Source organism: Dickeya aquatica (assembly GCF_900095885.1).
Taxonomy (GTDB): domain Bacteria; phylum Pseudomonadota; class Gammaproteobacteria; order Enterobacterales; family Enterobacteriaceae; genus Dickeya; species Dickeya aquatica.
In genome coordinates this window covers 2,641,899-2,664,779 of record NZ_LT615367.1, presented here as the reverse complement: position 1 = coordinate 2,664,779, position 22,881 = coordinate 2,641,899, and the positions used below count along the sequence as shown (strand labels likewise).

The following is a 22,881-nucleotide window of genomic DNA, read 5'->3' as shown; positions in this document are numbered from 1 at the left end:
GACTGACCAATGACCGATAATGTGGATTTTCCAGACGATAGTGACAACGTTTTGCAGTTTACCAGGCGTTTTGATGACAATGCTGACATCAAAGAGATGCGAAATTTTGTTGAGGCACCAAAGCCAGAAGGGCGGACATGTCGCCATGAGCGGGTTGTGGTTTCTGAACATGAGCGTTCAGTCAGTTGCCGCTTGTGCGGCGCAGTGCTGGAACCGTTTGATCACCTGCTGGCTTTGGCGAAGAAAGAAACCCGTATCGAGTGGGAGCTAACCGGGTTACGCCATGAAATAAAGTCGCACAGAGAGGGATTGGAAAAGCTGAAGCGAGAAGAGGCGAATTGTAAAGGGCGACTCCGCAACGCTCAAAATCGCCTCAGTGATATCAACGGGCAGATCCATGCGGCGAATCAGGAACTGCAATTTGTGCTGAAACGGGTCGGTGACATAAGAGCGATCAAGGAGAAAGGCCATGCTTAAGTCCCCGGCCTATCGTTCTAAATCCCTCCGTGATTCTGCTTGTGGGCTTGCCTGTACATTGCAGATCCCAGGAATTTGTAACTGTAACAGAGAAACAACAGTGCTATGCCACTTACCTAGCCTAACGCACGGTATGGCTTATAAGTCGGATGACTTCTTTGCGGTATTCGGCTGTTCCTCTTGCCATGATGTGATTGATGGACGCGTGCCATATGGCTGGCGGCCGGGTGAAAAAGAGGAAACGTATCTGGCCGCGCTGCACGCGACGTGGCGCATCTGGTTTGATGAAAGCCTGCTGGTGGCAAAAGGAGGTCGGTTTGCGTAATTCAATTGACGCTCTGGCGGTGGTTGGCAGCCGGGCAAAACTTGAGATGCATGGTGGTGGCGTGTGTAAGGTTTGTCACCAGCCCGAACTGGAGGAGCAGGCGGCACTTATCCAGTGGGCGAAACTGGCTACCATCAATGGCATTCGCCCTGGTAACTACCTAATCCACATTCCTAATGAGGGAAAGCGCGGGCCAAAAGCGGCGAGAGACGCCAAACGACTGGGGATGAGGTCGGGGGTTCACGATTTATTCCTGGCATTGCCATGTGGTGGATATGCTGGCTTATGGATCGAGATGAAGGCGGCAGGTGGTCGGCCGACGCCGGGGCAATTGGAATGGCAAGAGTTAATGCGCATGGCTGGTTACAGAGCTGAAATTTGCTATGGATTTGATTCCGCACGCAATGAGATAGAACGATATTTGCAGAATATGAAATGTTCTGCTGTTAATCCCTGATTTTGCAACGCTCGTTCATGGTCTATAGAATCAGCCTGTGACAAATAATTGCAGGACTGACCAAATGACCATAGCCATAGAACAACTGATTAAAATGCACGATCCGCGCTGCATGAGTATTGAATCACTCAACGTCGGGCGCGGACGTGCGTCCCTGTCCAAAGATCAAATCTTGGGGGCGCTCGCGACCGCGCAACGCCATAACTCAACAGGCTATGATGTGCTGATGGCGAAATACCGCCACGACAATCAGGCCGAGCAGCGGATCCGTGCCGCAATTACAGATTGGGCAAAGACTCATTCCGATTTAGAGCATGCAGAGAGTGCCTGTCAATTGGCACTTAATATGATGCTGGAGCGTAATTTGCCAGCCCAGATAAATCACATCAGTAAATTGTTGTGCAAATACGGGCCGAGATTTTCGCAGGTGCGCAAGAATATTGATTTGCTGCGTGCTGAAATTAAGCGCCTGGAAAAAGCGCGCAGCCAGGCGAAAACCGCAGATAAGGAATATCATCTGATCGGTCAGCAAATTGTCGCATTGTCAGCAAGGGTCGATGCGGAACGCCAAGGGCTGAAGGCATGGGCCACCCAGCAGGCGATGCGCAGTAATCTCTGCCCCCGGTGCAGCGGTACTGGCCGGACGCATAGACCGGTGATTGCACTCTGTAATGAGTGTGGTGGTGGTGGGCGCATTACGGCAACGTATGAGCACTTGCGGGCGTCGCTGGCTAACATAGGGGCTGTGATAACAACGGGAGAATGGCCGCAGTATTTGGCGCTGGTGAAGCAGTGCTTGCGTTGGTTGTATGTTGAAGAGTCTGGTGCATTGGATATTTTGAAGATGCGGCTTAGAGATGAAATAATTCAGTAAAAATTTTATTTCTTGCAGGGTAAAACATGAAAAAATGGATTCTATCACTGGCATTTTTTTCGATGGCAGTTTGTTAATCCGATGACTAATTGCCTCAACAATTACACAATTCCCAGGATTGCAGAAAAAACGTCACCTAAAGAGATCGTTGATGAAGCTTATGCTGTCTGCAAAAAAGAAGTAAAGACATGGCAGGAAGGGCGACGGGATTTGTCGGAGGAGATGCAGGTTCAGCATAATAAAGAAATGTATGATTTTTACATCAGAATGATCGAAATAAGGCGCAAGGCAACTCATAACCCGAATTGACCTCATCACGCATACGCGCTAAATTTGCGAAAGATACCGGAGTGTGCCTTAAAAAGCTGCTCCGGTTTTTTATTGGTCAGTCCTCAAGCCGCATGGTTCGCCCAGCGGCTTTTTTATTTCAGACAGCGCGCCGACCTCAGGGGAGGTGGAGATCGTGAAGATGCAAAACAATGTTCATACCTGGACGGACTTCTGGGATTTGCTCCGTATGTGGTGGAACGGTGATATGCCGCTCGGCGGCGTACTGTTGTCCATCCTGATTACCGTTCTGCGGGTTGCGTATATGGGCGGTGGCCACAAAAAAATGCTGTTGGAGGCGGCGCTGTGCGGTGCGCTGACGCTGACGGTGATTTCATCACTGGAGTATTTCAGCCTGCCGCGAACGCTCACTGTTGCGATTGGCGGCAGCATTGGCTTTATCGGCGTTGAGCAGATCCGCACGCTGGCGCTGCGCATTCTTGGCAACCGCTTTGGCGGCAATAACCCACAGGCGTAAATACCATGACTCAGAATCCACCACGGCATAAAAATTTATCCGCATTTCTGGATATGCTGGCCTTTTCCGAAGGCACCGCCACCCACCCACTGACGCGTAACCGTGGCTATGACGTGATAGTCACCGGTCTTGATGGCAAACCGGAGATCTTTACTGATTACCACGATCACCCGTTTGCCAATGGCCGCCCGGGAAAAATTTTCAGCAAACAGGGGCTGCGCTCCACTGCTGCCGGGCGCTATCAGCAGCTCTATCGTTATTGGCCGACGTACAAAGCGCAGCTAAAACTGCCAGATTTCAGCCCCGACTCTCAAGACTCGCTGGCGATTCAGTTGATTCGCGAGCGCCGGGCGCTTGATGACGTGATCGCGGGCCGCATTGAGCGTGCCATTGAAGCGTGCAACAACATTTGGGCTTCGTTGCCGGGTGCTGGTTACGGCCAGCGCGAGCATAAGGTTGAGAGACTGATTGCCGCTTATCAGCAAGCCGGTGGGGTATTAGCACAAGATTGATTGCTTTTTGTTCGAAAGTGGTGGCTCTACGTGAAATCTGCGCTGCTCGCCTTCATCAATCCTTTCTGATTTCAACAGGACAATCATGTTAACCACGAAAATGAAAGCGCTGCTGTTATGCGGCGGGTTGGCTGCTGCATTCGGCGCGGGCTGGTATGTGCAGGGGGTGCGCTGGGATGCGGATATTTCGGCCCGGGAAACGGCGGCTGCACAGGAGGCAAGCACCGGGCAGCAGGCCGTCATCGCAACACAGGCGCTGACGTTTCATCGTTTCAACGAAATCGCCAGACAAGCCAACCAGTACGCTATCAACATTAAGGCAAAATCAGATGAGAAACAGATTATTTACCGCACCATCGTCAAGCGCGATCCGGCTAGCCGTCAGTGCGTGTCTGATGATGTGGCTAACAGGCTGCTCGACTACGCGCACAGTCTACGTGCCAGCACAATGCACACCACTGCCAGCGGAGTTGACCCAGCCGGTACTGGTGCCGCTGCCTCCGCCTGCCGATTGACGTATGGGCAGGTGATTTACTGGGTTGATTCGCTGCTGGCAGTAATTGAGCAGGCAAATGGGCAACTGGCTGGGATTCGAAAAACAGAATAAAAGATGTTCTGTAAAAAAAGTAGGGTTTTCTTCGATATTAGATGTGGCAATAATATCTTTCTTAATGGCTTGGACTTAGGCTTATATGGAAATTGATATTGGCAATTTTACACCAGTAGATGGCGTGAACGATAAAGCGGTTTATGCTGAGGCCACCATCTACACAGATCCTGCGCAGGGTGGTGAAAACGTATCTCTGTACCTTCGTCTCCCGTACGACCCAAATTTAACGATAGGAGACTTGCAACGGCTGACAAAATTAGAAGCTATAAAGAAAATGCGAGCTGCGGCTGACTGGCTCTCTGAGACTGAATAGCCAAAAATGCCGGTATTCCGAGTAAACGCCAGCGATACCTAACGTTAGCAAGTAAGATTTAGCAACCATTTCATACGCCTCAGCATCCGCTGGGGCTTTTTTTCGCCCCAACAAAAGGTAAACCCATGACACAGACCAGCGTATTACCACGCTACCGCTGCCATAAAGTTGTTCAGGCAGCGAAAATTATTGATGTGAACCCATTAGATAACGGTAAATCATCGCTCACTCTGGATGGTGATATTTTGCTTTTTGCCGAGCGCGGGTACATCGAAAAACATAACCCACAGCCTGGTGGATATTTTGTTCTCTATGAGGACGGCTACCAAAGCTATTCGCCAGCAGCGGTATTTGAGGCGGGCTATAACAGACTCCCCGAACTCGGCGGCGACGTTGGTGACAACCAGCAGGAGATTGAGAACCGAAACATCGAGCGCGCCGCGCGTGCTGCCCACGAAGTCAATCGGGCGTACTGCGCAGCCCTTGGCGATGATAGCCAACCAGCCTGGGAAGATGCACCCCAATGGCAAAAAGACTCTGCTATTGAAGGCGTGGTATTCCACCTCACAGGTGATCACCCGCCGGAGGCTAGCCATAACAAATGGCTGGAGTTCAAAAAACAGGAAGGCTGGAAATATGGCCCAGTGAAAGACGCAGAGAAAAAAGAGCATCCGTGCTTTGTCCCGTATGAGCAACTTCCCAAAGAGCAGCAGGTGAAGGATTACCTGTTCCGCGCTGTAGTCCACGCATTCAAGTGATTCAGACATTACAGAGCTACTTCCCAGAGGTGGCTCGCTAATGCTCATTCAGTAGGACGTTATGGCGAAGTACGATTGGAAAAAACTGCTGGCCGATTATGCCGCTGCATACTCAGCAACGGGAATATCTCCAGTTGAGTGGTGCGCTCAGAATGAGGTGCCCTATAGCTCGGCGAAGCGTTACATCACGATAAAGGCTGCAACGGATTTCATTGAGCTGAATTCGCAAATTCGCAGTTCGCAAAAAAGTGATTCGCAGATTCGCAAAGAGAAAGGCGCGAATCGCAAAAGCGAGAAAAAGCGCGATGATTCTGGTGATAACGATATGGAGGAATCAGCAGGCACAGACAACAGTGACACTGGCGATTGTCCGCCTGAAACGAAACCGCAACGGGATGCTAGCGGGCGCTTTGCTGAAGGGAACAAGCTGGGTGGGAATTATGGCGTTCCGGCTAATGCGTTCCAGCCTGGCAATCAAATCCCGCGCAAACATTCCGCCTACGCCAAATATCTGGACGCCGATGAACTTTTCGATGCGGCCAAAGAATCCGATCTGCGCGACGAACTCGTATTCACCCGTGCCCGTGCGCTCTCTGTCACCAAGACGTTGAACAAAATCATGGAGGATTTGCACAACGCACCGGATGTTGAAACCCGCATCGAACTATATGACAAGTTGCTCAAAGCTGAGGCGGGGCTGGATCGCAATATTGCCCGCATTGAATCGATTGAGAACAGCCTGAGCCGATTACAACTGGATGCGGTGAATGTGCCACGCCTGAGTGCTGATACGCTGCGCATTAAAGCGGCCACCGCCAAGCTGAAAGCCGAGACCGAGAAGCTGACAGCAGAAAGCAAAGACGTGACGACACCGCTAACTGATGTGGTGCGTGATATTCACGCGATGCCGGATGATGGAATGCTGGCGCAATGACGACACCGCAATATGACGCCGGTTTGGTGGATGACGAACTGGATGGCATGACCGAGGCGCAGCAGCGCCTTTTTATTTTGTCCAAATTGAGCAATCCGTGGTGGCGGCTCAACAATCTGTACAAGATAGAGAACGAAAAGGGCCAGTTGGTCACGTTTCGGATGCGCCCGGCGCAGCGTCGTCTGTTCCAGGCCATGCATTACCGCAACGTCATTCTCAAGGCACGCCAACTGGGTTTTTCCACGGCGATTGATATCTACCTGCTGGATCAGGCACTGTTTAACACCAATCTCAAGTGCGGGATTATTGCGCAGGATAAGACCGCCGCAGGCGAAATCTTTCGTACCAAGATATCGATACCGTTCGACAATCTGCCAGGCTGGCTACGCTCGACGTTCAAAATCACCGAGCGGCGCAGCGGTGCGAATGGCGGTTATATCCTGTTTTCTCACGGCTCCAGCATTCAGGTGGCCACGTCGTTTCGCTCCGGCACCGTCCAGCGGCTGCACATCTCGGAGCATGGGAAGATCTGCGCAAAGTACCCGGCCAAAGCCAAAGAGGTGCGAACCGGTACGCTGAACGCCGTGCATGACGGCTGTATCGTGTTTGACGAATCCACAGCGGAAGGCGTGGGCGGCGATTTTCATACCATGAGCATCCGCGCGCTTGAACTGGCGCAATCCGGTGTCAGTCTGACGATGCAGGATTACAAGTTTCATTTCTATCCGTGGTTTGACGATCCGAAATACGTTGCGCCAGTGCCGAAAGGTGGCCTGCGCCTGAGTAAATACCATCAGGAATACTTTGCTGCGGTTGAAGCAGCAACGCGCGTCACGCTGAGTGATGAGCAAAAGCAGTGGTATATCCGCAAAGAGGTCGAGCAGGGCGAGGAAATGAAGCAAGAGTTTCCTTCCACGCCACAGGAAGCATTTCTGACCTCTGGCCGTCGCGTGTTCCCAGCCATCAACGTGATGAATGCTGAATCTGGCTGCTGCCCGCCGCGTATTGTTTACGATATCGATCCGGTAACGGGCAAACGTGAGAAAGTTCAGGCGTTACGTGCAGGTGGTCAAGATGAGCTGCAACGCACGTTGCTGAATCACCTGCTGGTGTGGGAGTTGCCCGACCCTGACGGGGATTATGCTATCGGTGCTGACGTGGCAGAAGGCCTCGAAAACGGCGACCGATCGTCGTTTGACGTCGTGAAGAAATCCGACGGGGAGCAGGTAGCGCACTGGTTCGGTCATCTGGATGCGGAACTGTTCGCGCAACTGCTGGCACACGTCGGCACGTGGTACAACACCGCCTACGTCGGGCCAGAGCGCAACAACCACGGCCATGCCGTATTGCAGAAACTGCGCGATATCTACCCGCCCCGAGCTATTTACGCCGAGCAGCACCTTGATCGCGATAACGACGATGAGACGCCGAAACTGGGCTGGCTGACGACCAAACAAAGTAAGCCGATTGTCACCGAAGGGCTGAAAACGCTATTGCGTGAAAAGGCCAGCGGCATTCGCTGGGTTGGCACTATCAACGAATTGAACACCTACGTCTATGACGCCAAAGGCAGCATGGGCGCACAAACCGGTTGTTTCGATGATCAGGTGATGAGTTACGCCATTGCGCAAGAGATGCGCGCCCGCATGCCGACCAGACCGAAACTGAAACCTATCGACCGCTCTAAACCCACTCACTGGATGTCACATTGATGAATACAGCCGCTATTGAAGCTGTGGCCGAGCCTCAGCCGCAGGATAACCGCGATCGTTTTACTCAGCGCCAACTGCTGGATATCTCATCGGACATTGACGCACAGCCAGACTGGCGCACCACGGCGAATAAAGCCTGTGCGTATTACGACGGCGATCAGTTGGCACCGGAGCTGGTGGCAAAACTGCGTGAGCGCGGGCAGCCGCTCACCATGCATAACCTGATTGCACCGACCATTGATGGCGTGTTGGGCATGGAAGCCAAGACGCGTACCGATCTGATGGTGATTGCTGACGACCCGGACGAAGAAATGGAGCAACTGGCCGATGCCGTCAACGCCGAGTTCGCTGATGTGTGCCGCCTGGCGAATATGAACAAAGCGCGCTCTGATGCCTATGCCGAGCAGATCAAGGCCGGGTTGGGCTGGGTAGAGGTGCGGCGCAACGGCGATCTGTTTGGTTCCCGCTATAAGGTCGGGACGGTGCACCGCAATGAAGTGTTTTGGGACTGGCACAGTCGGGAAGCGGATTTAAGTGATTGCCGCTGGCTGATGCGCAAACGCTGGCTGGATGTGGATGAGGTGAAGGCAACCTTTCCCGGAATGGCCGAGGTGATTGATTACTCGATCAACGCGTGGCGGGGATTTGTGGATACCGATATTGCCGAAGGGCAAGAATCGGCGCTGATTAGCGCGTATGAGGAATATCAGCAGTGGAGCCGCAAGGATACCGAGTGGGTGTCTTCCAACCGCAAACGCGTCTTGCTTCAGGTGATTTACTACCGCACGTACCAGCAATTACCGGTATTAGAATTGCCGAATGGCCGGATGGTGCAGTATGACAAAAACAACCTCATGCATGCGGTGGCAGTGGCATCCGGGCGCGTGTCAGTGGTGATGTCACGCGTCAGCCGGATACGTGAAGCCTGGTTTGTCGGGCCGCATTCTATTGGGGATCGGCCATGCACGGCACCGCAAGGCATGTTTCCGCTGGTGCCATTTTGGGGGTATCGCAAGGATAAGAGTGGTGCTCCGTATGGTCTGGCCTGCCGTGCTATCCCGGCGCAGGATGAAGTGAATTTTCGCCGCATCAAGCTGACCTGGTTGCTTCAGGCCAAGCGCATCATCAAAGATGCCGATGCGGTCAACATGACAGACCGGCAACTACTCGATGAGGCCGAACGCCCGGACGGGCTGATTACGCTGAACCCCGATCGCAAAAACAAAACGACTGCCGCTGATGCCGTTAATATTCAGCAGGATTTCCAGGTGGCACAGCAGCAGTTTTCGGTGATGCAGGAGAGTATGCGACTGATTCAGGATGGCATGGGGGTGTATTCGGCATTTCTCGGGCAGGACTCCAGCGCGTCCTCTGGTGTAGCGATCAGCAATCTGGTGGAGCAGGGGGCCACGACGCTTGCAGAAATCAACGATAACTATCAGTTTGCTTGTCAGCAGGTGGGGCAATTGCTGCTGTCTTATTTGCTGGAGGATTTGACCCGCCGCCGCAATTACACGGTGGTGGTGAACCGTGATGACCCGCGCCGCCGGCGAGCAGTCACCATCAATCAGGAGTCAGAAAACGGCAACGGTATGACTAATGACGTATCACGTCTGCGTGCGCACATTGCATTGGCTCCGATTCAGCAGACACCGGCCTACAAATCGCAACTGGCGGAACGCATGTCTCAGGTAATTACCGGCTTGCCGCCGCAGGCGCAGGCGACAGTGCTGGATATGTGGGTGGAACTGCTGGACGTGCCGCGCAAAGCCGAGTTCATTGAGCGCATCCGCAGCGCGCTGGGCACGCCAAAATCACCGAATGAAATGACCCCGGAAGAACAGCAGGCCGCACAACAGCAACAGCAATTGCAGGCCCAGCAGCAGGAACTGGCGATGCGGGAAATTGCCGGAAAAGTGGCAAAACTCGAAGCCGAGGCGCAGCGCATTGCCGCCGCCGCCCAGCGCGAGCAGGTGTTAGCGAATAGCCAGCGTTTTGATGATGCCAGAACACAAGCGGAAACCGGCCGCATTCTTCAGGAGATGGAGAGCACGACGCGGGAAATGGATGCGCTGCACGGACAGATAATGCAGACAATTCAGGCACAGATCGACGCGATTGCCGTCTAGATATTGCACTGAGAGGGGATACGCGCTAAATTCGCGAAAGATGCCGGAGCATGCCTTAAAAAGCTGCTCCGGTTTTTTATGCCACAAAATCAGCGCCCGCCATTCGGTGGGCGTTTTTGTTTGTGCGGGTAAGCGCCTTGGTGACAGGGCGCTGATTCGCACAGGCAGCGATACGCCTCAATCCCTCGGATCTATCCGACAAATAGACAGGCAGGAGTCATAAAAGTGGAACTCGATTTAACAGGTAATGAAACCCCGGAAGAATTGGAAGCGTTGCTGGAAAAGATTGGCGAGGTGACTGTCGATGATAAAACGGCACCGGGAAACACGTCAGCGGCAGTCACTGATACTACAGTCACTGGTACTACAGGTGCGCAAACGGCGACAACTCAGGCAGCGGCCAGTCAGCAAAATACGGGCGATAACGGTAGTAACACGCCGACGCCGGGCGTGGCTGTAGGGCAACGAAGTGCGGCTTCAGGTCAGGCGACTGACACAGAGCAAGCGACGGCGGCCAAAATCCTGCTCAGTAAGGACGGCAAACACGCTATTCCTTACGACGTGCTGGAAGCGGAACGCGCTGAAAAGCGTCGTCTTGCGGAAAGCAATCAGCGCACCGCTGCTGAACTGGCAGAAGCCCGGCGCCAGCTTGAGGTGTTCACGCGCCAGATTAACGCCGCCGGTTTGCAGCCCGCGCAATTACCTGAGAAATCGCAGATTACTCAGGAGCAACTTGATGTTTTACGCGAGAGTTTTCCCGATGTTGCTAACGTCATCGATGTACTGGCGCAGAAAGTGGAACACTTGCAAGCCGTGCAACCAGTACCTGCTGCCACGCAATCTAATGAGAGTAATCCTGTGTCAATGGCGCTGGACGCTACACCGGATTTGAAAGCCTGGCAGAGTGATGACCCGGATCGTTTCACGTTGGCAATCCACATCGATGAAACGCTGAAGCACGACCCTGCATGGAAAGACAAGTCATTAACTGAGCGATTCGGCGAAGTCGTGAAGCGCACTCGTGCTGCCTACGGCGAAACGGTTGAGAGTACACCTCAACAGTCCGCGCCAGCAGGACAGCCAGCACAACCGACGCCCGCCGAACTTCAGCAGAAAGCCGCAGATGCGCTGGCAAAGGCAACCGCTGCCGCGCAGCTCCCGGGCTCACCGTCAGATGTCGGCCAGGCTGCAACGCAATCTCCCTCGCTACTGGAGCAAGCCGCTAACGCCAGCCCGGAACAACTGCACGCCATGTTTTCCGGTATGACGGATGCGCAGATTGAGGCGTTACTGGAACAAGCCATCTGACGAACACCGTAATCCTATAGCCCGCCATCGTGCGGGTTTTTCATTTTTAGGGAATCAACATGACAACGATCACTTCATCTCAGGCGAATAAGTTGATGCAGGTTGCGCTGTTTACCGCAGCCAACCGCAATCGCTCGTTCGTCAATATCATGACCGAACAACAGGAGGCACCCAAGGCAGTAACGCCCGATCAAAAAGGCGTGAAGCAAACCAGCTATACCGCGCCGGTGGTGCGTATTACCGATTTGCAAAAGCAAAAAGGTGATGAGGTGGACATGCAAATCGTCCACAAGCTGTCAAAGCTCCCGACCATGGGCGATGAGAAGCTGGCTGGACGTGGTGAAAACCTCGCATTTGCTGACTTCTCACTCAAAATCAATCAGGGCCGCCACCTGGTAGATGCCGGCGGCAAGATGAGCGAGCAACGTTTCAAGCACAACCTGAACAAGACCGCGCGTGTTTTGCTCGGGACTTACTTCAACGATCTGCAAGACCAATGCGCTACGGTTCATCTGGCTGGCGCACGCGGTGATTTCATTGCCGATGACACTATTTTGCCGCTGGCCGGTCACAGTGAATTCGGCAAAATCATGATTAATGATGTGCTGCCGCCAACCTATGACCGCCACTTCTTCGCCGGTGACGCCACCAGCTTCGAAGGGCTGGACGCCGCCGACCTGTTTACGTTAGGTGTGGTCGATAATCTGTCACTGTTTATCGATGAGATGGCGCACCCGATTCAGCCGATCAAAATGTCGAAAGACGAGATGGCGAACGAAGACCCGTATTATGTGCTGAACGTGACGCCGCGCCAGTGGAATGACTGGTACACCTCAACATCTGGTAAGGACTGGCAGGCCATGCTGTCGCGTGCAGTCCAGCGCTCCAAGGGCTTCGATCACCCGCTTTTCAAAGGGGAGTGCGCCATGTGGCGCAACATTCTGGTACGCAAATACACCGGGATGCCTGTCCGTTTCAATACCGGTTCGCAGGTTGCGGTATCCAACAATGACCTGGCGGCAACAGTTGCGCTGAAAGAGGCAAAAACCACCATCGACCGTGCGCTACTGCTGGGCGGTCAGGCGCTGGCGAACGCCTACGGTTCGGGTGAGGACGGCGGGCACTTCGGCTACAACGAAGAGAAGGTGGATCACGGCAACGGCACCGAGGTTTCTATCCGCTGGGTTAACGGGTTGAAAAAAATCCGTTTCAAGCAGAAAGACGGTCGCATCAATGACCACGGCATTATCGTGGTTGACTCTGCGATTACCACGCCTCGCTAACTACTCATTTTTTGGAGAGATGATATGGCAATAATTAAGTCGCCCTCGTTACGTGATGCTATCTATCAGGGGGCCGAAGGGAATTTCTCTATCGCAGAGAGCCAGGTGGTTCTGAAAGCCGCTGCTATCAATGATGTTGTCGAGCTGCTTGAAATGCCGATCGGTATGCGCATTTACGGCGTTGATGTTATCAGTGACGCACTGGGTGCAAACGTAACGCTGGAAATCAAAAGTGGTGACAAAGTGCTTGTTGGCGCGGCGGCACATTCGGCAGCGGTCGCGAAATCAGTCCCCGTGACACCGTATACCACGCAGACTGACCGAGAGAAGGTTATCGCAACCATTGCCGGCGGTGTTGCTACCGGTAGTCTGATTGTCCTCGTCAAATACACCGTTGTTGGTTATTGATGTGTTATCACCAAACCCGCTGCAATGGCGGGTTTTCTGTTTTAAGGAGTGGATTTTATGGATACCATCTCGCTTGTGTACATCGGCAGCAAAGACAAGAAGCGCGACACCATAACCAATAGTCGGCTAATTTTTCCGCGTCTTGTCCCGGTTGATGTTGATAGCGCGATAGCTCACCAGTTGCTCGCGTTTCCTACAGTATGGGTACGGGAGTCAGATGCTGGCGCTGTGCTTAAACAACATGAAGAGGAAGAAGCGCTAAAGACAGCGCGGATGGCCGAAGAGCTGGCGCGGTTGCAAGCTGAGGCTGACGCCAACAGTTGGGTAGTGACGGTCGGGAATGATGATGTTGACCTGGCGAAACTGACCACCGTCCAATTAAAAACACTGGTTGAAGCGGAAGATCTGGATTTGAAACAGGGTGCGCAGGAAAAAGCCGACGCATTCCGTGTTCGTGTTCGTGATGCCATCAAAGCAAAGGCCACAGAATAATGGCAGCGCTTGACGTTTTTCTCCCGTCTGTCCGTAAGCATATTGCCGGCCCGCTGGATATCATGATGCGGCAATCAATACGCGAAGCAGCGATCACCTTTTGCCGGGAATCATTATTCTGCCGTGATATCGTGTTGCTGACGAATGTACAGCCTGGCGTTGCGTATTCACTAACCGGGAGCCCGCTGGTGAAATGCGTCAAGCGTTTACTCATAACCAATCTAAGCAGCCCCGATACACCCAGTGAATTGGATGCCGGTACGGATTTTACGGTGATGTCAGCCAATCATCTGGTATTCAGCCGTGCATATAGCAGTATTTCTGTGCTATTTGCGGTAGAGCCCCGGCGTGATGCTGATGAAGTGCCTGACGCATTAGCTGATGATTATACTGACGTGGTGGCGGCCGGAGCGCTGGAAGACTTGTATATCATGCCGGGCAAACCATGGAGCGATCCACAGCGTGCCGCCTATTTCCGCGCCATTTTTACTGAGGGGTTTCGCCGGGCTTACCGCGATGCTCTTGATAACTCTCCCGTTACCCGCACTCGAAATCCTGTTCGACGACATGAGTTTTACTGATGATCACAATCAATGACGTTATTGGCCGGGCCAATGCCCAGCTTGTTGATACACATTGGCTGCGCTGGTCTAAATCTGAGCTGTTGGATTACTTCAATGATGCGATTAACGCTGTCATTATCATTCGCCCTGATGCTGGCGCATCGGTAGAGGTATTTGCCTGTCAACCGGGAACACGGCAGCAGTTGCCTGATGGCGCGCTTCGTCTTTTAGATGTCATACGTATTGTTGGTGGGCGAGCTATTCAGGTGATTGCGCGCAATATGCTCGACTACCAGTATCCAGACTGGCATACCTTGTCTGGGCCAATTGAGCGCTATTGTTATGATGAGCAAACCCCGCGCACGTTTTATCTGTTCCCCGGTGCCACATCAGGTGTTTCGCTTGAGATTAGCGTATCGCGCCTACCTCAGGCTGCTGCCATTGGTGATTTACGGGCTGATGTTAGCAGGGCATTTCCCCTCGATGAGCTCTATATCAATCCGGTGCTGGAATGGATTCTGTTCCGGGCATACGGCAAAGACAGTGAAAATGGCAACTACGCTATGTTGTCCTCTCAGCATTACCAAACATTTGTCGATCTGCTGGGCGTTAAGGCGCAGACCGATCAGGCAATGGGACAGAAAAAACAGGTGCAATCTGGCGGGGGAGCTCAATGAGCGTATTGATAAGCGGTGTGTTAATTGACCCGGCTGGCATGGTTATCCCTGGCGCTGAAATCACCTTTACCGCTATAACGAATGGGCATTCTGTCCTAAATGGTTTTTCGGCCTCTGCCACGACCAATGGCCGAGGCGAGTACGCCATTTCACTCGAGCTATGTGATTATTCCATCTCAGTTCAGTACGCGGGTAATAACGCCGTTTACGGCTCAGTGTCTATCAACAAGGATACCACGCCGACAACCATTAACGACTTGCTGGAAAAAACGAGGCTGGAGCAAGCCGTTACGCCGCAAATTATTGTCTATTTCCGCGAGATTCAGGCAGATGTTAATCAGAAGCTTTCTGTCGCAGGAAACGCAGCATCATCGGCGGCGAACAGCGCGAATGCATCGGCGGCATCAGCGGCATCAGCATTGCAAGCTGCAAACAATGCAAGTAATGCAGCGGGTATCGCATCCAACGCAGCATCATCGGCAGCCGGTAGTGCAGCAACGGCTCAAAAATCTGCCACGCAGGCTGAGGTGTGGGCAAAAACAATTGATGTGTCGAATTTTGCACAAAAAGATGGCACAGGAATTAATGCTGCCAGTTTTCGCAATAATTTAGGGTTGGGGAATAGCTCAACACGTAATGTGGGGACATCAAGTGGGACGGTTGCTGCTGGTGACGATGCTCGTCTGGGAACAATAGGCGGTCGAAGCGGTGGAGCGGTAATAGGAGAGGTTATCGCCGGTGGCGCATCTCCTGCATCAACCCCAGTGGCGGGAACATACAGCAACGGGGTTGCGGTGGGATCGAGATTTTTATCTGGAGTGTATAGTGACGTGTCATTTTTCATCTATCCGCAGGTTGTTCAGCAAGCAGCGGCGGCGGCAAAGACGGGAATACTCCAACTGAGTCACGACAACACGTATGTGGCCTGGATGTTTAATAGCTCGGGTGTAGCGACTGGCGCATCGTGGTCTCCAACATCTGATGAACGGTTAAAAAATCTGGATGGCCCGATCACCGAGCCACTGCAAAAAATGCGGCGGATGCGCGGCCAGACATGGACATGGAAAACAAACGGCGCGTTCGGTATCGGGATTACTGCACAAGATATTCAGCGCGTATTTCCTGAGGCCGTAATTGAAACAAACGATGTTAAATTACCGAACGGCGATGTTGTGGAGCGGGCTCTATCCCCTGATACGTATGGCGTAGCAGCTGCGCTGCATCACGAGGCGATACTGGCGCTGGCTGACAAAATCAATGAGCAAGAAAGTTTAATTGAAGCGCTATCGGTACGGTTGTCTGAATTGGATGCACGCTAAATTCCCCAAAGATACCAAGCCTCGCCTGACAGCGAGGCTTTTTTGTTTCCTCCTCGCACCAACTCCAGGGCTTTAGCATGGCAACCATTGATATCACAGCGATGCGTGGTGAAATGCCACGCGTTGTCGAACACCTATTGCCTGATGCCAACTCAACGTTAGCGCAAGGCTGCCATTTCAGGCATGGCGTTATCACCCCTATGCTGGATGATGTCGATCAACAGAAGAGTTTCGCCATCAAACCGGAAACGCTCTTTCGTTACCGTGACAATTTTTGGTTTGCCTGGAATAAGGCTGTTGATGTGATACGCAGCCCGGTGGCGAACGATGATTATGGGCGTGTTTATTACACGGATGGTGATTTTCCGAAAGTAACCAGCGCGTTAATTGCCACAAAGGGAAGCGGAAACTATCCCGCCGCATTTTTTCGCCTTGGCATTCCCGCGCCTGCCAATCCGATTACAGTCGGTGCGGTGACACCACCAGCAGGCGTTGGCAGTAATGATCCGAAAGATGATGAAACGCGGTATTACACCGAGACCTATGTAACCGCATACGGCGAAGAAGGGCCGCCGGGCCCCGCATCGGCTGAATTGACGATCGCCTATTCGGGGAGCTCGGTGGAGTTACGGCTACAGCCACCCGGCCAGCAAAACCACAACATCACCAAGCGGCGGATATACCGATCTGCGACGAGTAGCGAGTCGGCTGATTTTTTGCTGGTTGCGGAATTGGATATTGCTGTGGCGACATTCATCGACAACCTGTCTGAATCCCAACTTAGCGCGTCACTGGAAACCTACGGCCATAACATGCCCCCAGATGGCATGATTGGTCTATGTATGATGTCGAACGGCATAGCCGCCGGGTTCATGGGCAATCAGGTGATGTTCAGTGAGGCATATCTACCATACGCATGGAAGGACGCGAACAAGCAAACGACGCGAGATGAGATCGTTGCAATCACGCCAGTGGGCACGACGCTTATCGTGGGTACGAAAGGGATACCGTATGTGTTCTCGGGGATCACGCCATCCAATATCACGTCCAGCCACTCCCTGATCGCGCTGTCCTGTGTATCGCGCAAAAGTATGGTCACAATGGACGGCTTTGCCTTATATGCTTCGCCCAACGGACTGGTTTCAATCAGCGCCGACGGAGCCGCTGCGATCGCCACCGCCAATATCATAGAAGCGAAACAGTGGCGGCAGCGCTTTAACCCGGCGTCTATCCGGGCGTGGCGGGTGGAAAATGAGTATTTTGCCCTGTATGACACGGATTCCGGTGTTGCCGGGTTCATCTTCGACCCGGTAAATATGGATATTCGCTATGTGGCGACATCATTCGATGCAGCCTATAACGATGAATCGGGCGATACGCTTTACATTGTCAAAGGCCGCCAGCTTTATACCTTAAATACGGGCGTGCCGGTGAATTTCCGTTGGCGATCTAAACTGTTCCTTGCGCCATCAAATACCTCATTTTCGTGCCTGCGTGTGATGAGCGATATCCTGCCATCCATCGGTGTAATTCTGTATGCCGATAAGAAAGTGGTGATGCAATTGCCGCCGGGCAGCCTGAGGGAGACATTGCTGAAATTACCGCCAATGCGTGGCAAACGCTGGCAGATTGAAGTGTACGGCAATGCGCAAGTTGACCGCATTACACTGACAACGTCAATGCAGGAGATGCCAGCATGAGCAGCACCAAATTCAGGGCCGGCAGAGACCAGGAGGCGGTTGTTGAAAATATTGAGACGTTAACCGGGCAGCGCGGTGATGGACGAAACCGGGCAGTTACGTATGGTGATTTGGCAGGGCTTGGGCTGGCGAATCTGCGTCAACTGGGTGGCGGCAAAGTCGCATTATCACCAGGCAATGGGCTCGGCGGTTCAGGCTCGGGGGGCGGAGTGCAGAAGCCAACTAAACCGACAGGTTTCAAGGCGACCGGTGGGTTTGCTTATGTCTTGCTTGAATGGGATATGCCGAATTATCGTGGCCGGTCATTAACCGAAATATACCGATCGCCTGATGATAATTTGGCTGACGCGGTGCTCGTTGCCAGCTCGGCAGCTGGTGTATACGGCGACCCGGTAGACCCCGGCTGGAGTGGTTATTACTGGGTTCGCCATGTCAATTCTGAAGGCGACCCCGGCCCATTCAACGATGTTAAAGGGACTCATGCGCAAACGCATCCCGACCCTGCTGTGATTATTGATGTTATTCGCGATCAGTTAAATGCCTCGCCATTGATAGAAAATCTGTCGCGAAGCATGGAAGAAAATAAAGCTGCCGTTCAGACAAACAAAGAAATTATCTCACGAATAGATAAAAACGGGTCGGCCGCATATCAATCACTGTGGAATACCAAAGCACAGGCGGGTGATATAAAGGCGGGTATTGGCATTGTTGCAGGTCGTGATGCGAACGGTAATACAATCAGTCAGGTTGCCGTGGCTGCCAGTCAGTTTTTTATTTTCGACCCTAATAACCCGAATGACAAAAATACATACGCTATTCCGTTCGCTGTCTCAGATGGCAAGGTTGTGATTGATGAGGCAGTGATGCGAACTGCGGTTATAAAAATACTGGCCGCCCAGAGCATTATTGCCGATAGCGTGAGGGCGGGTATTCAAATTGTGTCGCCGTACATTAAAACGGCACGAATAGAGAGTGGTGGTTTTACGGTAGATCCATTGGGAAATGCAACGTTCGGTGAGTTGGTACGTATCTCTGCATCAGGAGAATTGAGCATTCGATCATCTGTAGATGGTCGAGGAATGAATATATCTAATAATGAGATCAGAATTATCGATAAAAATGGTGTCGAAAGAATCACAATCAGTAGCCGTGACAGATAGCGGGAGGAGTGCATTGAATCGTGCGCTGTTGCAACTATCCCGACGAGTAGAGTATGAGTCTGGGGATACTAATTTATTGAGTAATATCCAAAACGCCTGCCGTAAAAAGCAGGCGTTTTGCTTTGGTACGGAGGATACGCGGATTGTCCTCAGGCCCCGTAGCTACCACGGTATTCCGTATGTGGTGGTGTGGTTGGGTGTCAGCACCAAAAAAGATGCGCTGGCGTATTGGCTGCCCCATGTTCAGGAACTCACTCGTATGGTTGGCGGGCGTTGGGCTGAATTCTATACGGTCAGGAAGGGGTTTATCCGGGTGGCGCAGCGGCTGGGTTTTGAGCGGTTGCCAGACGAGTTTGGGCTGATGAAATTCAAAATAGCTGTATGAGGTGATGCATGGGTAAAGGGGGCGGTGGTAGCACCGAAGTTAAAGAGACGACGCAACAGATGGCTGCGGCAGAGGTGGCCAGCAAGCAATGGAATCTTTATCAAAATGAACTGAAGCCTTATGAAAATTTGTTCATGGAGAAAGTGGACTCCCTAAATGACGGGCAGAAGTACGGAAATATCGCAGGGGATGTCAATCTTGGCTATCAGCAGGAATTTGCGCGAACGCGCCGGCAGGCCGCTGACGGCCTGGCATCCGTTGGGGTTGATCCGAGTAGCGGGAAATTTCAGTCGGCACTGAAAGATATTGCCACTGACCAGGTGGCGGGAACGATTGACGCAACTAACCGGGCACAAACCGATCAGCAAAATAAGTATGTTGCTGGGTTGCAGGATGTTCAGGCGATGGGATCGGGGCAGAAGGCCGAAGCATTGCAGGGGTATCAGGGGATCGCGGCGGCATCGCAGCAGAAGGCGATTTCTGATGCACAGAGCGCACTATCTAAACAGCAGGCCAGCAAAGGATTGATTGGTACGGTTGGCGGCGCGCTGGTGAGCAAAGGATTATCCAGTTTTCCGGCAAAAACACCCACAACCACATTAAGTAGTGGTAACTCCAGTGGCGTATTTGGTGTTTCGGATGTGCCTTTTATGAGCTCGAATTTTAGAAATGTAGGTGGTTAATCATGGGCGTAGCGTCAGACACATTCGCAGATATTACGCGCAAACAGTACGACGACTGGATGCAGCGTTACTACCCTCGGCTGCAAGGGTTGATGGAGCTATCAACCAGTGGGCAGTTGATGAATAACCAATTGGCCAGAGCGGATGCCACACAACAGCAGGCGCTAAACACAGCAACAGTCGGTGCAGCCAACCAACAGGCCCGCTATGGCGCAACGCAGCAGAATGGCACGGATAATAGCCTGGGGCTAAAAACAGCGCTGGCAACGGCGGGTGCCAAGAACGGCATTCGGGATGCAGAAACCGATCGGCAGATGAGCATATTAACCGGCGGCTCTACAGGGCTTCGCGAGCTTCTCAAAATCGGGAGTGAAACATAATGGGATATGGACTGATAGATATCGCAGCACAGACGCGCCAGCAAGGTATGCAAGGTATGCAGCAAGCCGCTGAACAGGAACAGCAGCGTGAAGCAGCGAATGAGCAGTTAAAAGCCCAGCAAAAGGCAGCAGCAAACCAAACGAAAGGTGCGATGGCTGGAATGGGGGCGGCGGGTGGTGCGGCTTTAGGTGCGTCATACGGTTCATGGGGTGGCCCAATTGGCATGGGAATTGGGGCCGCCGTTGGTTTAATTGCTGGCTCATTGTTTTCGTAATTGGGGGATTTATGGCGGATGTGCGGGGATTGGCTGATGGTTTTCTGGCCGGGTTTAACACGATGGACGGTGCGCTACAGCGCAGAGAGGAATCAGAGTTACGTCGCTTACAAATGCAACAGCAACAACAGAACGCAGATCGCAGCTTTGGATTGGCGCAACAGCAATTTGATTACGGAAAGGAAACTGATAAACGGAATTTTGACAGGCAGACTGGTCTGGATAAAGAGGATGCGCGCCGTTTTGGATTGAATCAAGCGCTGGAGCAACAGAGACTGGGCATTCAGCGTGCCGGGGTAGGCATACAGGCGCAGGAGCTGAGTCTGCGACGCGATGAACTGACGTACCAGCGAACAGAAAGGGAGCGTCAGCGCCGAATGACCGAGCAAATGCCAACCGTTCAGGCATTCTATGATCGGCTGAAAACCAACAATGGCCAATGGGATGAGGATGCATTACGTCTGGCCGGGCAAATCTCAGATGACAACCCGTACAGCCCCAAACGATTTGTTGGCCCGGACAAAATCCAGACCGTTCGCGACATGAATAAAATCATGCCACAGGTGATGAGCGGGCAGGTGGATTACAATGATCCCAATTCGTCAGTGTGGCTGATAAGGTTCTGGCACCGTACATCAAACGTGGGCTAGGTGAGAAAGACCCCAGCACGGGGAAAACCATTAAGGACAAGGAATTGGCCCATATTGGGCTCACTGAGGATGGAAACGGCATTTTCCTGTCCGTGAATACCAAATTTGATGATGGTTCAGTTTCAAAAATGAAGCCAATGACGCGATATGCCTCATCAGATCCGCAGGATAACGTTGTGGTTATCCCTCTTGATAAGGCTATGGCACAATTCAGAGGTTATGGGCAGATGGTGGGAGCGATAAACAGCGACCCGTCAACGGCGCAATTCATGAATCGTCTGGTAAACGGCAGTTCTAAGCAAGATCGAGCGGAAGCAAAGGAATATCGCACCCAGGCCATTAACTCACAAAAAGAACGTGCGAAAGCACTGGCGAAAGACCCGGATAATGCCTCAACAATTAATACCCAGTTTGACAAGCTGGATGACCAGATTGCTGAGTCATTTGGGCAAAAAACCAAGAATAGAACGGCCCCAGCCTTACAACAATGGGCAGGTAATGATCCCGGCAAAGTGGCGTTTGCGCAGAAAGCGTTATCTGCTGGCGCGTTTACAGGTGATATAAACCCTGCACAACTGGATACGAAATATGCTGAATATCAAAAAGGCGTCTCGGTACCTAATACTCAGAATAACCAGCCAAAAAACAATGACAGCTACACGGCTCAATATTTGCGAGGAATGCAGAAGGTAGAGCAAGGTAATAGGTTTTTTGTAGTATGGTAATTTTTTCAACTTCATAGAGTGGTTAAATGAAAAAGATAGCTTGCTTATTCTTTGCTATATCTGTACTTGCTGGTTGTTCAAATCATGGTCGGGATGATAATCAGGCGTTGAGATTGAATGCGGCATATTCATCTGATTATTATCTTCCACAGAGTGTATCCATCCTTATTGCTGAGTCGAAGGTGTTAAGTGAAACACTTGTTCTTGCTGTTGATTTAAAGCGAATTAACGACATTAGAGGCACATATCGTGCTTCACGACCTAAAGTTACTGTTAATTATAATGTTTCGCCTGTCGATGAGAGCAAGTGCCGTATTACATATAGCGGCACAATTAACTACCTGTCGTCATTAAATATTCACACTTATAATGGGCTCACGACAATTGGGGGTAATGCTATCCAGAACGTTAATATCCCAACCAGAACAGCAGAGGTTCAATATGGAAAGAATGTTGAGTTCGCCTTGGATGAAAATGTTAAGTTGAATCTCTCAGTCGAGAAAGAAACCAAGTAGTTTATTTACGGGGTGGGCACTGGCGGTGCCACTCATTAATGTGCAGATTAATAAAAACATACGTGGCAGTTAAAATTTAATGGCGTTTCTCATAGTGATTTCCTGTTCTGGGATTATAGTATTTCCCGCCTTTATGGGATGAACCATGTCCACCAGCATAATGCCCTCCCTTAGCGAATGATGCAGCGGGGGAAAGTAACACCATTACTATAAGAGAGATGATGATTTTGTTCACAATGTTTTCCTTGAAAATAGTAGCAATGAAATAATTAGTAATAGCCCATTAAATGGGGAAAGAAAAATAGCACCATGCAATATACACATTCATAAATAGATGTGAAGTAATTTTATGGATACGCGTTGGGTTATATAACGTTGTTTTCTGATGTATCTGATTTGTTTATTCTCTGCTCCTAAAACCACATCGTTAACAGACTTCCCACGAGAGCCAA

At 51.9% G+C, this 22,881-nt stretch carries 28 protein-coding genes; all 28 read left to right on the top strand.

What is annotated here, in order from left to right; translation table 11 throughout:
• Window positions 1-9: 9 nt before the first annotated feature.
• The 28 genes from DAQ1742_RS11970 (at window position 10) to DAQ1742_RS11835 (ending at window position 22,429) form a co-directional block, all read left to right on the top strand.
• Complete coding sequence (locus tag DAQ1742_RS11970; RefSeq protein WP_067486786.1) at window positions 10-477, top strand: hypothetical protein; 468 nt, start codon at window positions 10-12, stop codon at window positions 475-477.
• Window positions 470-802 (top strand): nuclease domain-containing protein, encoded by a 333-nt coding sequence (locus DAQ1742_RS11965; protein ID WP_067486788.1) that lies wholly within the window; start codon window positions 470-472, stop codon window positions 800-802. The genes DAQ1742_RS11970 and DAQ1742_RS11965 overlap by 8 nt, the downstream gene beginning before the upstream one ends.
• Window positions 795-1,259, top strand: a complete 465-nt coding sequence (locus DAQ1742_RS11960; RefSeq protein WP_067486791.1) for a VRR-NUC domain-containing protein — start codon at window positions 795-797, stop codon at window positions 1,257-1,259. Before DAQ1742_RS11965 ends, DAQ1742_RS11960 begins: the two co-directional genes overlap by 8 nt.
• Before the next feature lie 64 nt (window positions 1,260-1,323).
• Window positions 1,324-2,133, top strand: coding sequence for a TIGR02642 family protein (locus DAQ1742_RS11955; protein ID WP_067486794.1), 810 nt, complete (start codon window positions 1,324-1,326; stop codon window positions 2,131-2,133).
• 463 nt (window positions 2,134-2,596) lie between these two features.
• Window positions 2,597-2,938 carry a phage holin, lambda family gene (locus DAQ1742_RS11950; protein ID WP_067486800.1) on the top strand — a complete coding sequence of 114 codons (342 nt, stop codon included), beginning with the start codon at window positions 2,597-2,599 and terminating at the stop codon, window positions 2,936-2,938.
• 5 nt (window positions 2,939-2,943) lie between these two features.
• Window positions 2,944-3,450: a glycoside hydrolase family 24 protein gene (locus DAQ1742_RS11945; protein WP_067486813.1), complete on the top strand. Its 507-nt coding sequence runs from the start codon at window positions 2,944-2,946 to the stop codon at window positions 3,448-3,450.
• Window positions 3,451-3,535: 85 nt separating this feature from the next.
• The gene (locus DAQ1742_RS11940) at window positions 3,536-4,057 is read left to right on the top strand and encodes a hypothetical protein (protein WP_074384641.1); all 522 of its coding nucleotides are present in this window, start codon (window positions 3,536-3,538) and stop codon (window positions 4,055-4,057) included.
• A gap of 85 nt (window positions 4,058-4,142) precedes the next feature.
• Window positions 4,143-4,373: a hypothetical protein gene (locus DAQ1742_RS11935; RefSeq protein ID WP_067486816.1), complete on the top strand. Its 231-nt coding sequence runs from the start codon at window positions 4,143-4,145 to the stop codon at window positions 4,371-4,373.
• A gap of 125 nt (window positions 4,374-4,498) precedes the next feature.
• The gene (locus tag DAQ1742_RS20410; RefSeq protein WP_197731759.1) at window positions 4,499-5,131 is read left to right on the top strand and encodes a RyR domain-containing protein; all 633 of its coding nucleotides are present in this window, start codon (window positions 4,499-4,501) and stop codon (window positions 5,129-5,131) included.
• Between the two features lie 61 nt (window positions 5,132-5,192).
• Window positions 5,193-6,065: a hypothetical protein gene (locus tag DAQ1742_RS20610; protein WP_067486819.1), complete on the top strand. Its 873-nt coding sequence runs from the start codon at window positions 5,193-5,195 to the stop codon at window positions 6,063-6,065.
• 47 nt (window positions 6,066-6,112) lie between these two features.
• Window positions 6,113-7,777, top strand: coding sequence for a terminase (locus tag DAQ1742_RS11920; RefSeq protein ID WP_180706335.1), 1,665 nt, complete (start codon window positions 6,113-6,115; stop codon window positions 7,775-7,777).
• Window positions 7,777-9,906 (top strand): portal protein, encoded by a 2,130-nt coding sequence (locus DAQ1742_RS11915; RefSeq protein ID WP_067486825.1) that lies wholly within the window; start codon window positions 7,777-7,779, stop codon window positions 9,904-9,906. The genes DAQ1742_RS11920 and DAQ1742_RS11915 overlap by 1 nt, the downstream gene beginning before the upstream one ends.
• Before the next feature lie 225 nt (window positions 9,907-10,131).
• On the top strand, window positions 10,132-11,214 hold the full coding sequence (locus tag DAQ1742_RS11910; RefSeq protein ID WP_067486827.1) for a hypothetical protein: 1,083 nt from the start codon (window positions 10,132-10,134) through the stop codon (window positions 11,212-11,214).
• A 59-nt stretch (window positions 11,215-11,273) separates the two neighbouring features.
• Window positions 11,274-12,497, top strand: coding sequence for a N4-gp56 family major capsid protein (locus DAQ1742_RS11905; protein WP_067486830.1), 1,224 nt, complete (start codon window positions 11,274-11,276; stop codon window positions 12,495-12,497).
• Between the two features lie 24 nt (window positions 12,498-12,521).
• Window positions 12,522-12,905: a hypothetical protein gene (locus tag DAQ1742_RS11900; RefSeq protein ID WP_067486833.1), complete on the top strand. Its 384-nt coding sequence runs from the start codon at window positions 12,522-12,524 to the stop codon at window positions 12,903-12,905.
• Window positions 12,906-12,962: 57 nt separating this feature from the next.
• A complete protein-coding gene (locus DAQ1742_RS11895) occupies window positions 12,963-13,397 on the top strand; it encodes a hypothetical protein (protein WP_067486836.1) in 435 nt (144 codons plus the stop codon).
• Window positions 13,397-13,978, top strand: coding sequence for a hypothetical protein (locus DAQ1742_RS11890; RefSeq protein WP_067486839.1), 582 nt, complete (start codon window positions 13,397-13,399; stop codon window positions 13,976-13,978). Before DAQ1742_RS11895 ends, DAQ1742_RS11890 begins: the two co-directional genes overlap by 1 nt.
• Window positions 13,978-14,637, top strand: coding sequence for a phage adaptor protein (locus tag DAQ1742_RS11885; RefSeq protein WP_067486842.1), 660 nt, complete (start codon window positions 13,978-13,980; stop codon window positions 14,635-14,637). The genes DAQ1742_RS11890 and DAQ1742_RS11885 overlap by 1 nt, the downstream gene beginning before the upstream one ends.
• Entirely contained in the window at window positions 14,634-15,956 is a 1,323-nt protein-coding gene (locus DAQ1742_RS11880) for a prophage tail fiber N-terminal domain-containing protein (RefSeq protein WP_083961020.1), read from the top strand. Before DAQ1742_RS11885 ends, DAQ1742_RS11880 begins: the two co-directional genes overlap by 4 nt.
• A 77-nt stretch (window positions 15,957-16,033) precedes the next feature.
• Window positions 16,034-17,656 carry a hypothetical protein gene (locus DAQ1742_RS11875; protein ID WP_067486846.1) on the top strand — a complete coding sequence of 541 codons (1,623 nt, stop codon included), beginning with the start codon at window positions 16,034-16,036 and terminating at the stop codon, window positions 17,654-17,656.
• The gene (locus DAQ1742_RS11870) at window positions 17,653-18,816 is read left to right on the top strand and encodes a phage tail tip fiber protein (RefSeq protein ID WP_067486849.1); all 1,164 of its coding nucleotides are present in this window, start codon (window positions 17,653-17,655) and stop codon (window positions 18,814-18,816) included. Before DAQ1742_RS11875 ends, DAQ1742_RS11870 begins: the two co-directional genes overlap by 4 nt.
• Before the next feature lie 76 nt (window positions 18,817-18,892).
• Window positions 18,893-19,201 carry a hypothetical protein gene (locus DAQ1742_RS11865; protein WP_232046473.1) on the top strand — a complete coding sequence of 103 codons (309 nt, stop codon included), beginning with the start codon at window positions 18,893-18,895 and terminating at the stop codon, window positions 19,199-19,201.
• Window positions 19,202-19,209: 8 nt separating this feature from the next.
• On the top strand, window positions 19,210-19,884 hold the full coding sequence (locus DAQ1742_RS11860; RefSeq protein ID WP_067486854.1) for a hypothetical protein: 675 nt from the start codon (window positions 19,210-19,212) through the stop codon (window positions 19,882-19,884).
• Window positions 19,885-19,886: 2 nt separating this feature from the next.
• On the top strand, window positions 19,887-20,264 hold the full coding sequence (locus DAQ1742_RS11855; RefSeq protein WP_067486857.1) for a hypothetical protein: 378 nt from the start codon (window positions 19,887-19,889) through the stop codon (window positions 20,262-20,264).
• Complete coding sequence (locus tag DAQ1742_RS11850) at window positions 20,264-20,539, top strand: bacteriocin (protein WP_067486860.1); 276 nt, start codon at window positions 20,264-20,266, stop codon at window positions 20,537-20,539. Before DAQ1742_RS11855 ends, DAQ1742_RS11850 begins: the two co-directional genes overlap by 1 nt.
• An 11-nt stretch (window positions 20,540-20,550) precedes the next feature.
• Entirely contained in the window at window positions 20,551-21,189 is a 639-nt protein-coding gene (locus DAQ1742_RS11845) for a hypothetical protein (protein ID WP_180706131.1), read from the top strand.
• Window positions 21,147-21,914 carry a hypothetical protein gene (locus tag DAQ1742_RS11840; protein ID WP_180706130.1) on the top strand — a complete coding sequence of 256 codons (768 nt, stop codon included), beginning with the start codon at window positions 21,147-21,149 and terminating at the stop codon, window positions 21,912-21,914. Before DAQ1742_RS11845 ends, DAQ1742_RS11840 begins: the two co-directional genes overlap by 43 nt.
• A 26-nt stretch (window positions 21,915-21,940) precedes the next feature.
• Window positions 21,941-22,429 (top strand): hypothetical protein, encoded by a 489-nt coding sequence (locus DAQ1742_RS11835; RefSeq protein WP_145916173.1) that lies wholly within the window; start codon window positions 21,941-21,943, stop codon window positions 22,427-22,429.
• Window positions 22,430-22,881: the final 452 nt, after the last annotated feature.

Bases quoted from the DNA above. Each gene is read 5' to 3' on its own strand.
- DAQ1742_RS11970 (WP_067486786.1), top strand. From the start codon at position 10: ATGACCGATAATGTGGATTTTCCAGACGATAGTGACAACGTTTTGCAG.
- DAQ1742_RS11965 (WP_067486788.1), top strand. From the start codon at position 470: ATGCTTAAGTCCCCGGCCTATCGTTCTAAATCCCTCCGTGATTCTGCT.
- DAQ1742_RS11955 (WP_067486794.1), top strand. From the start codon at position 1,324: ATGACCATAGCCATAGAACAACTGATTAAAATGCACGATCCGCGCTGC.
- DAQ1742_RS11945 (WP_067486813.1), top strand. From the start codon at position 2,944: ATGACTCAGAATCCACCACGGCATAAAAATTTATCCGCATTTCTGGAT.
- DAQ1742_RS11940 (WP_074384641.1), top strand. From the start codon at position 3,536: ATGTTAACCACGAAAATGAAAGCGCTGCTGTTATGCGGCGGGTTGGCT.
- DAQ1742_RS11935 (WP_067486816.1), top strand. From the start codon at position 4,143: ATGGAAATTGATATTGGCAATTTTACACCAGTAGATGGCGTGAACGAT.
- DAQ1742_RS20410 (WP_197731759.1), top strand. From the start codon at position 4,499: ATGACACAGACCAGCGTATTACCACGCTACCGCTGCCATAAAGTTGTT.
- DAQ1742_RS20610 (WP_067486819.1), top strand. From the start codon at position 5,193: ATGGCGAAGTACGATTGGAAAAAACTGCTGGCCGATTATGCCGCTGCA.
- DAQ1742_RS11920 (WP_180706335.1), top strand. From the start codon at position 6,113: ATGACCGAGGCGCAGCAGCGCCTTTTTATTTTGTCCAAATTGAGCAAT.
- DAQ1742_RS11915 (WP_067486825.1), top strand. From the start codon at position 7,777: ATGAATACAGCCGCTATTGAAGCTGTGGCCGAGCCTCAGCCGCAGGAT.
- DAQ1742_RS11905 (WP_067486830.1), top strand. From the start codon at position 11,274: ATGACAACGATCACTTCATCTCAGGCGAATAAGTTGATGCAGGTTGCG.
- DAQ1742_RS11900 (WP_067486833.1), top strand. From the start codon at position 12,522: ATGGCAATAATTAAGTCGCCCTCGTTACGTGATGCTATCTATCAGGGG.
- DAQ1742_RS11895 (WP_067486836.1), top strand. From the start codon at position 12,963: ATGGATACCATCTCGCTTGTGTACATCGGCAGCAAAGACAAGAAGCGC.
- DAQ1742_RS11890 (WP_067486839.1), top strand. From the start codon at position 13,397: ATGGCAGCGCTTGACGTTTTTCTCCCGTCTGTCCGTAAGCATATTGCC.
- DAQ1742_RS11885 (WP_067486842.1), top strand. From the start codon at position 13,978: ATGATCACAATCAATGACGTTATTGGCCGGGCCAATGCCCAGCTTGTT.
- DAQ1742_RS11880 (WP_083961020.1), top strand. From the start codon at position 14,634: ATGAGCGTATTGATAAGCGGTGTGTTAATTGACCCGGCTGGCATGGTT.
- DAQ1742_RS11875 (WP_067486846.1), top strand. From the start codon at position 16,034: ATGGCAACCATTGATATCACAGCGATGCGTGGTGAAATGCCACGCGTT.
- DAQ1742_RS11870 (WP_067486849.1), top strand. From the start codon at position 17,653: ATGAGCAGCACCAAATTCAGGGCCGGCAGAGACCAGGAGGCGGTTGTT.
- DAQ1742_RS11860 (WP_067486854.1), top strand. From the start codon at position 19,210: ATGGGTAAAGGGGGCGGTGGTAGCACCGAAGTTAAAGAGACGACGCAA.
- DAQ1742_RS11855 (WP_067486857.1), top strand. From the start codon at position 19,887: ATGGGCGTAGCGTCAGACACATTCGCAGATATTACGCGCAAACAGTAC.
- DAQ1742_RS11850 (WP_067486860.1), top strand. From the start codon at position 20,264: ATGGGATATGGACTGATAGATATCGCAGCACAGACGCGCCAGCAAGGT.
- DAQ1742_RS11845 (WP_180706131.1), top strand. From the start codon at position 20,551: ATGGCGGATGTGCGGGGATTGGCTGATGGTTTTCTGGCCGGGTTTAAC.
- DAQ1742_RS11835 (WP_145916173.1), top strand. From the start codon at position 21,941: ATGAAAAAGATAGCTTGCTTATTCTTTGCTATATCTGTACTTGCTGGT.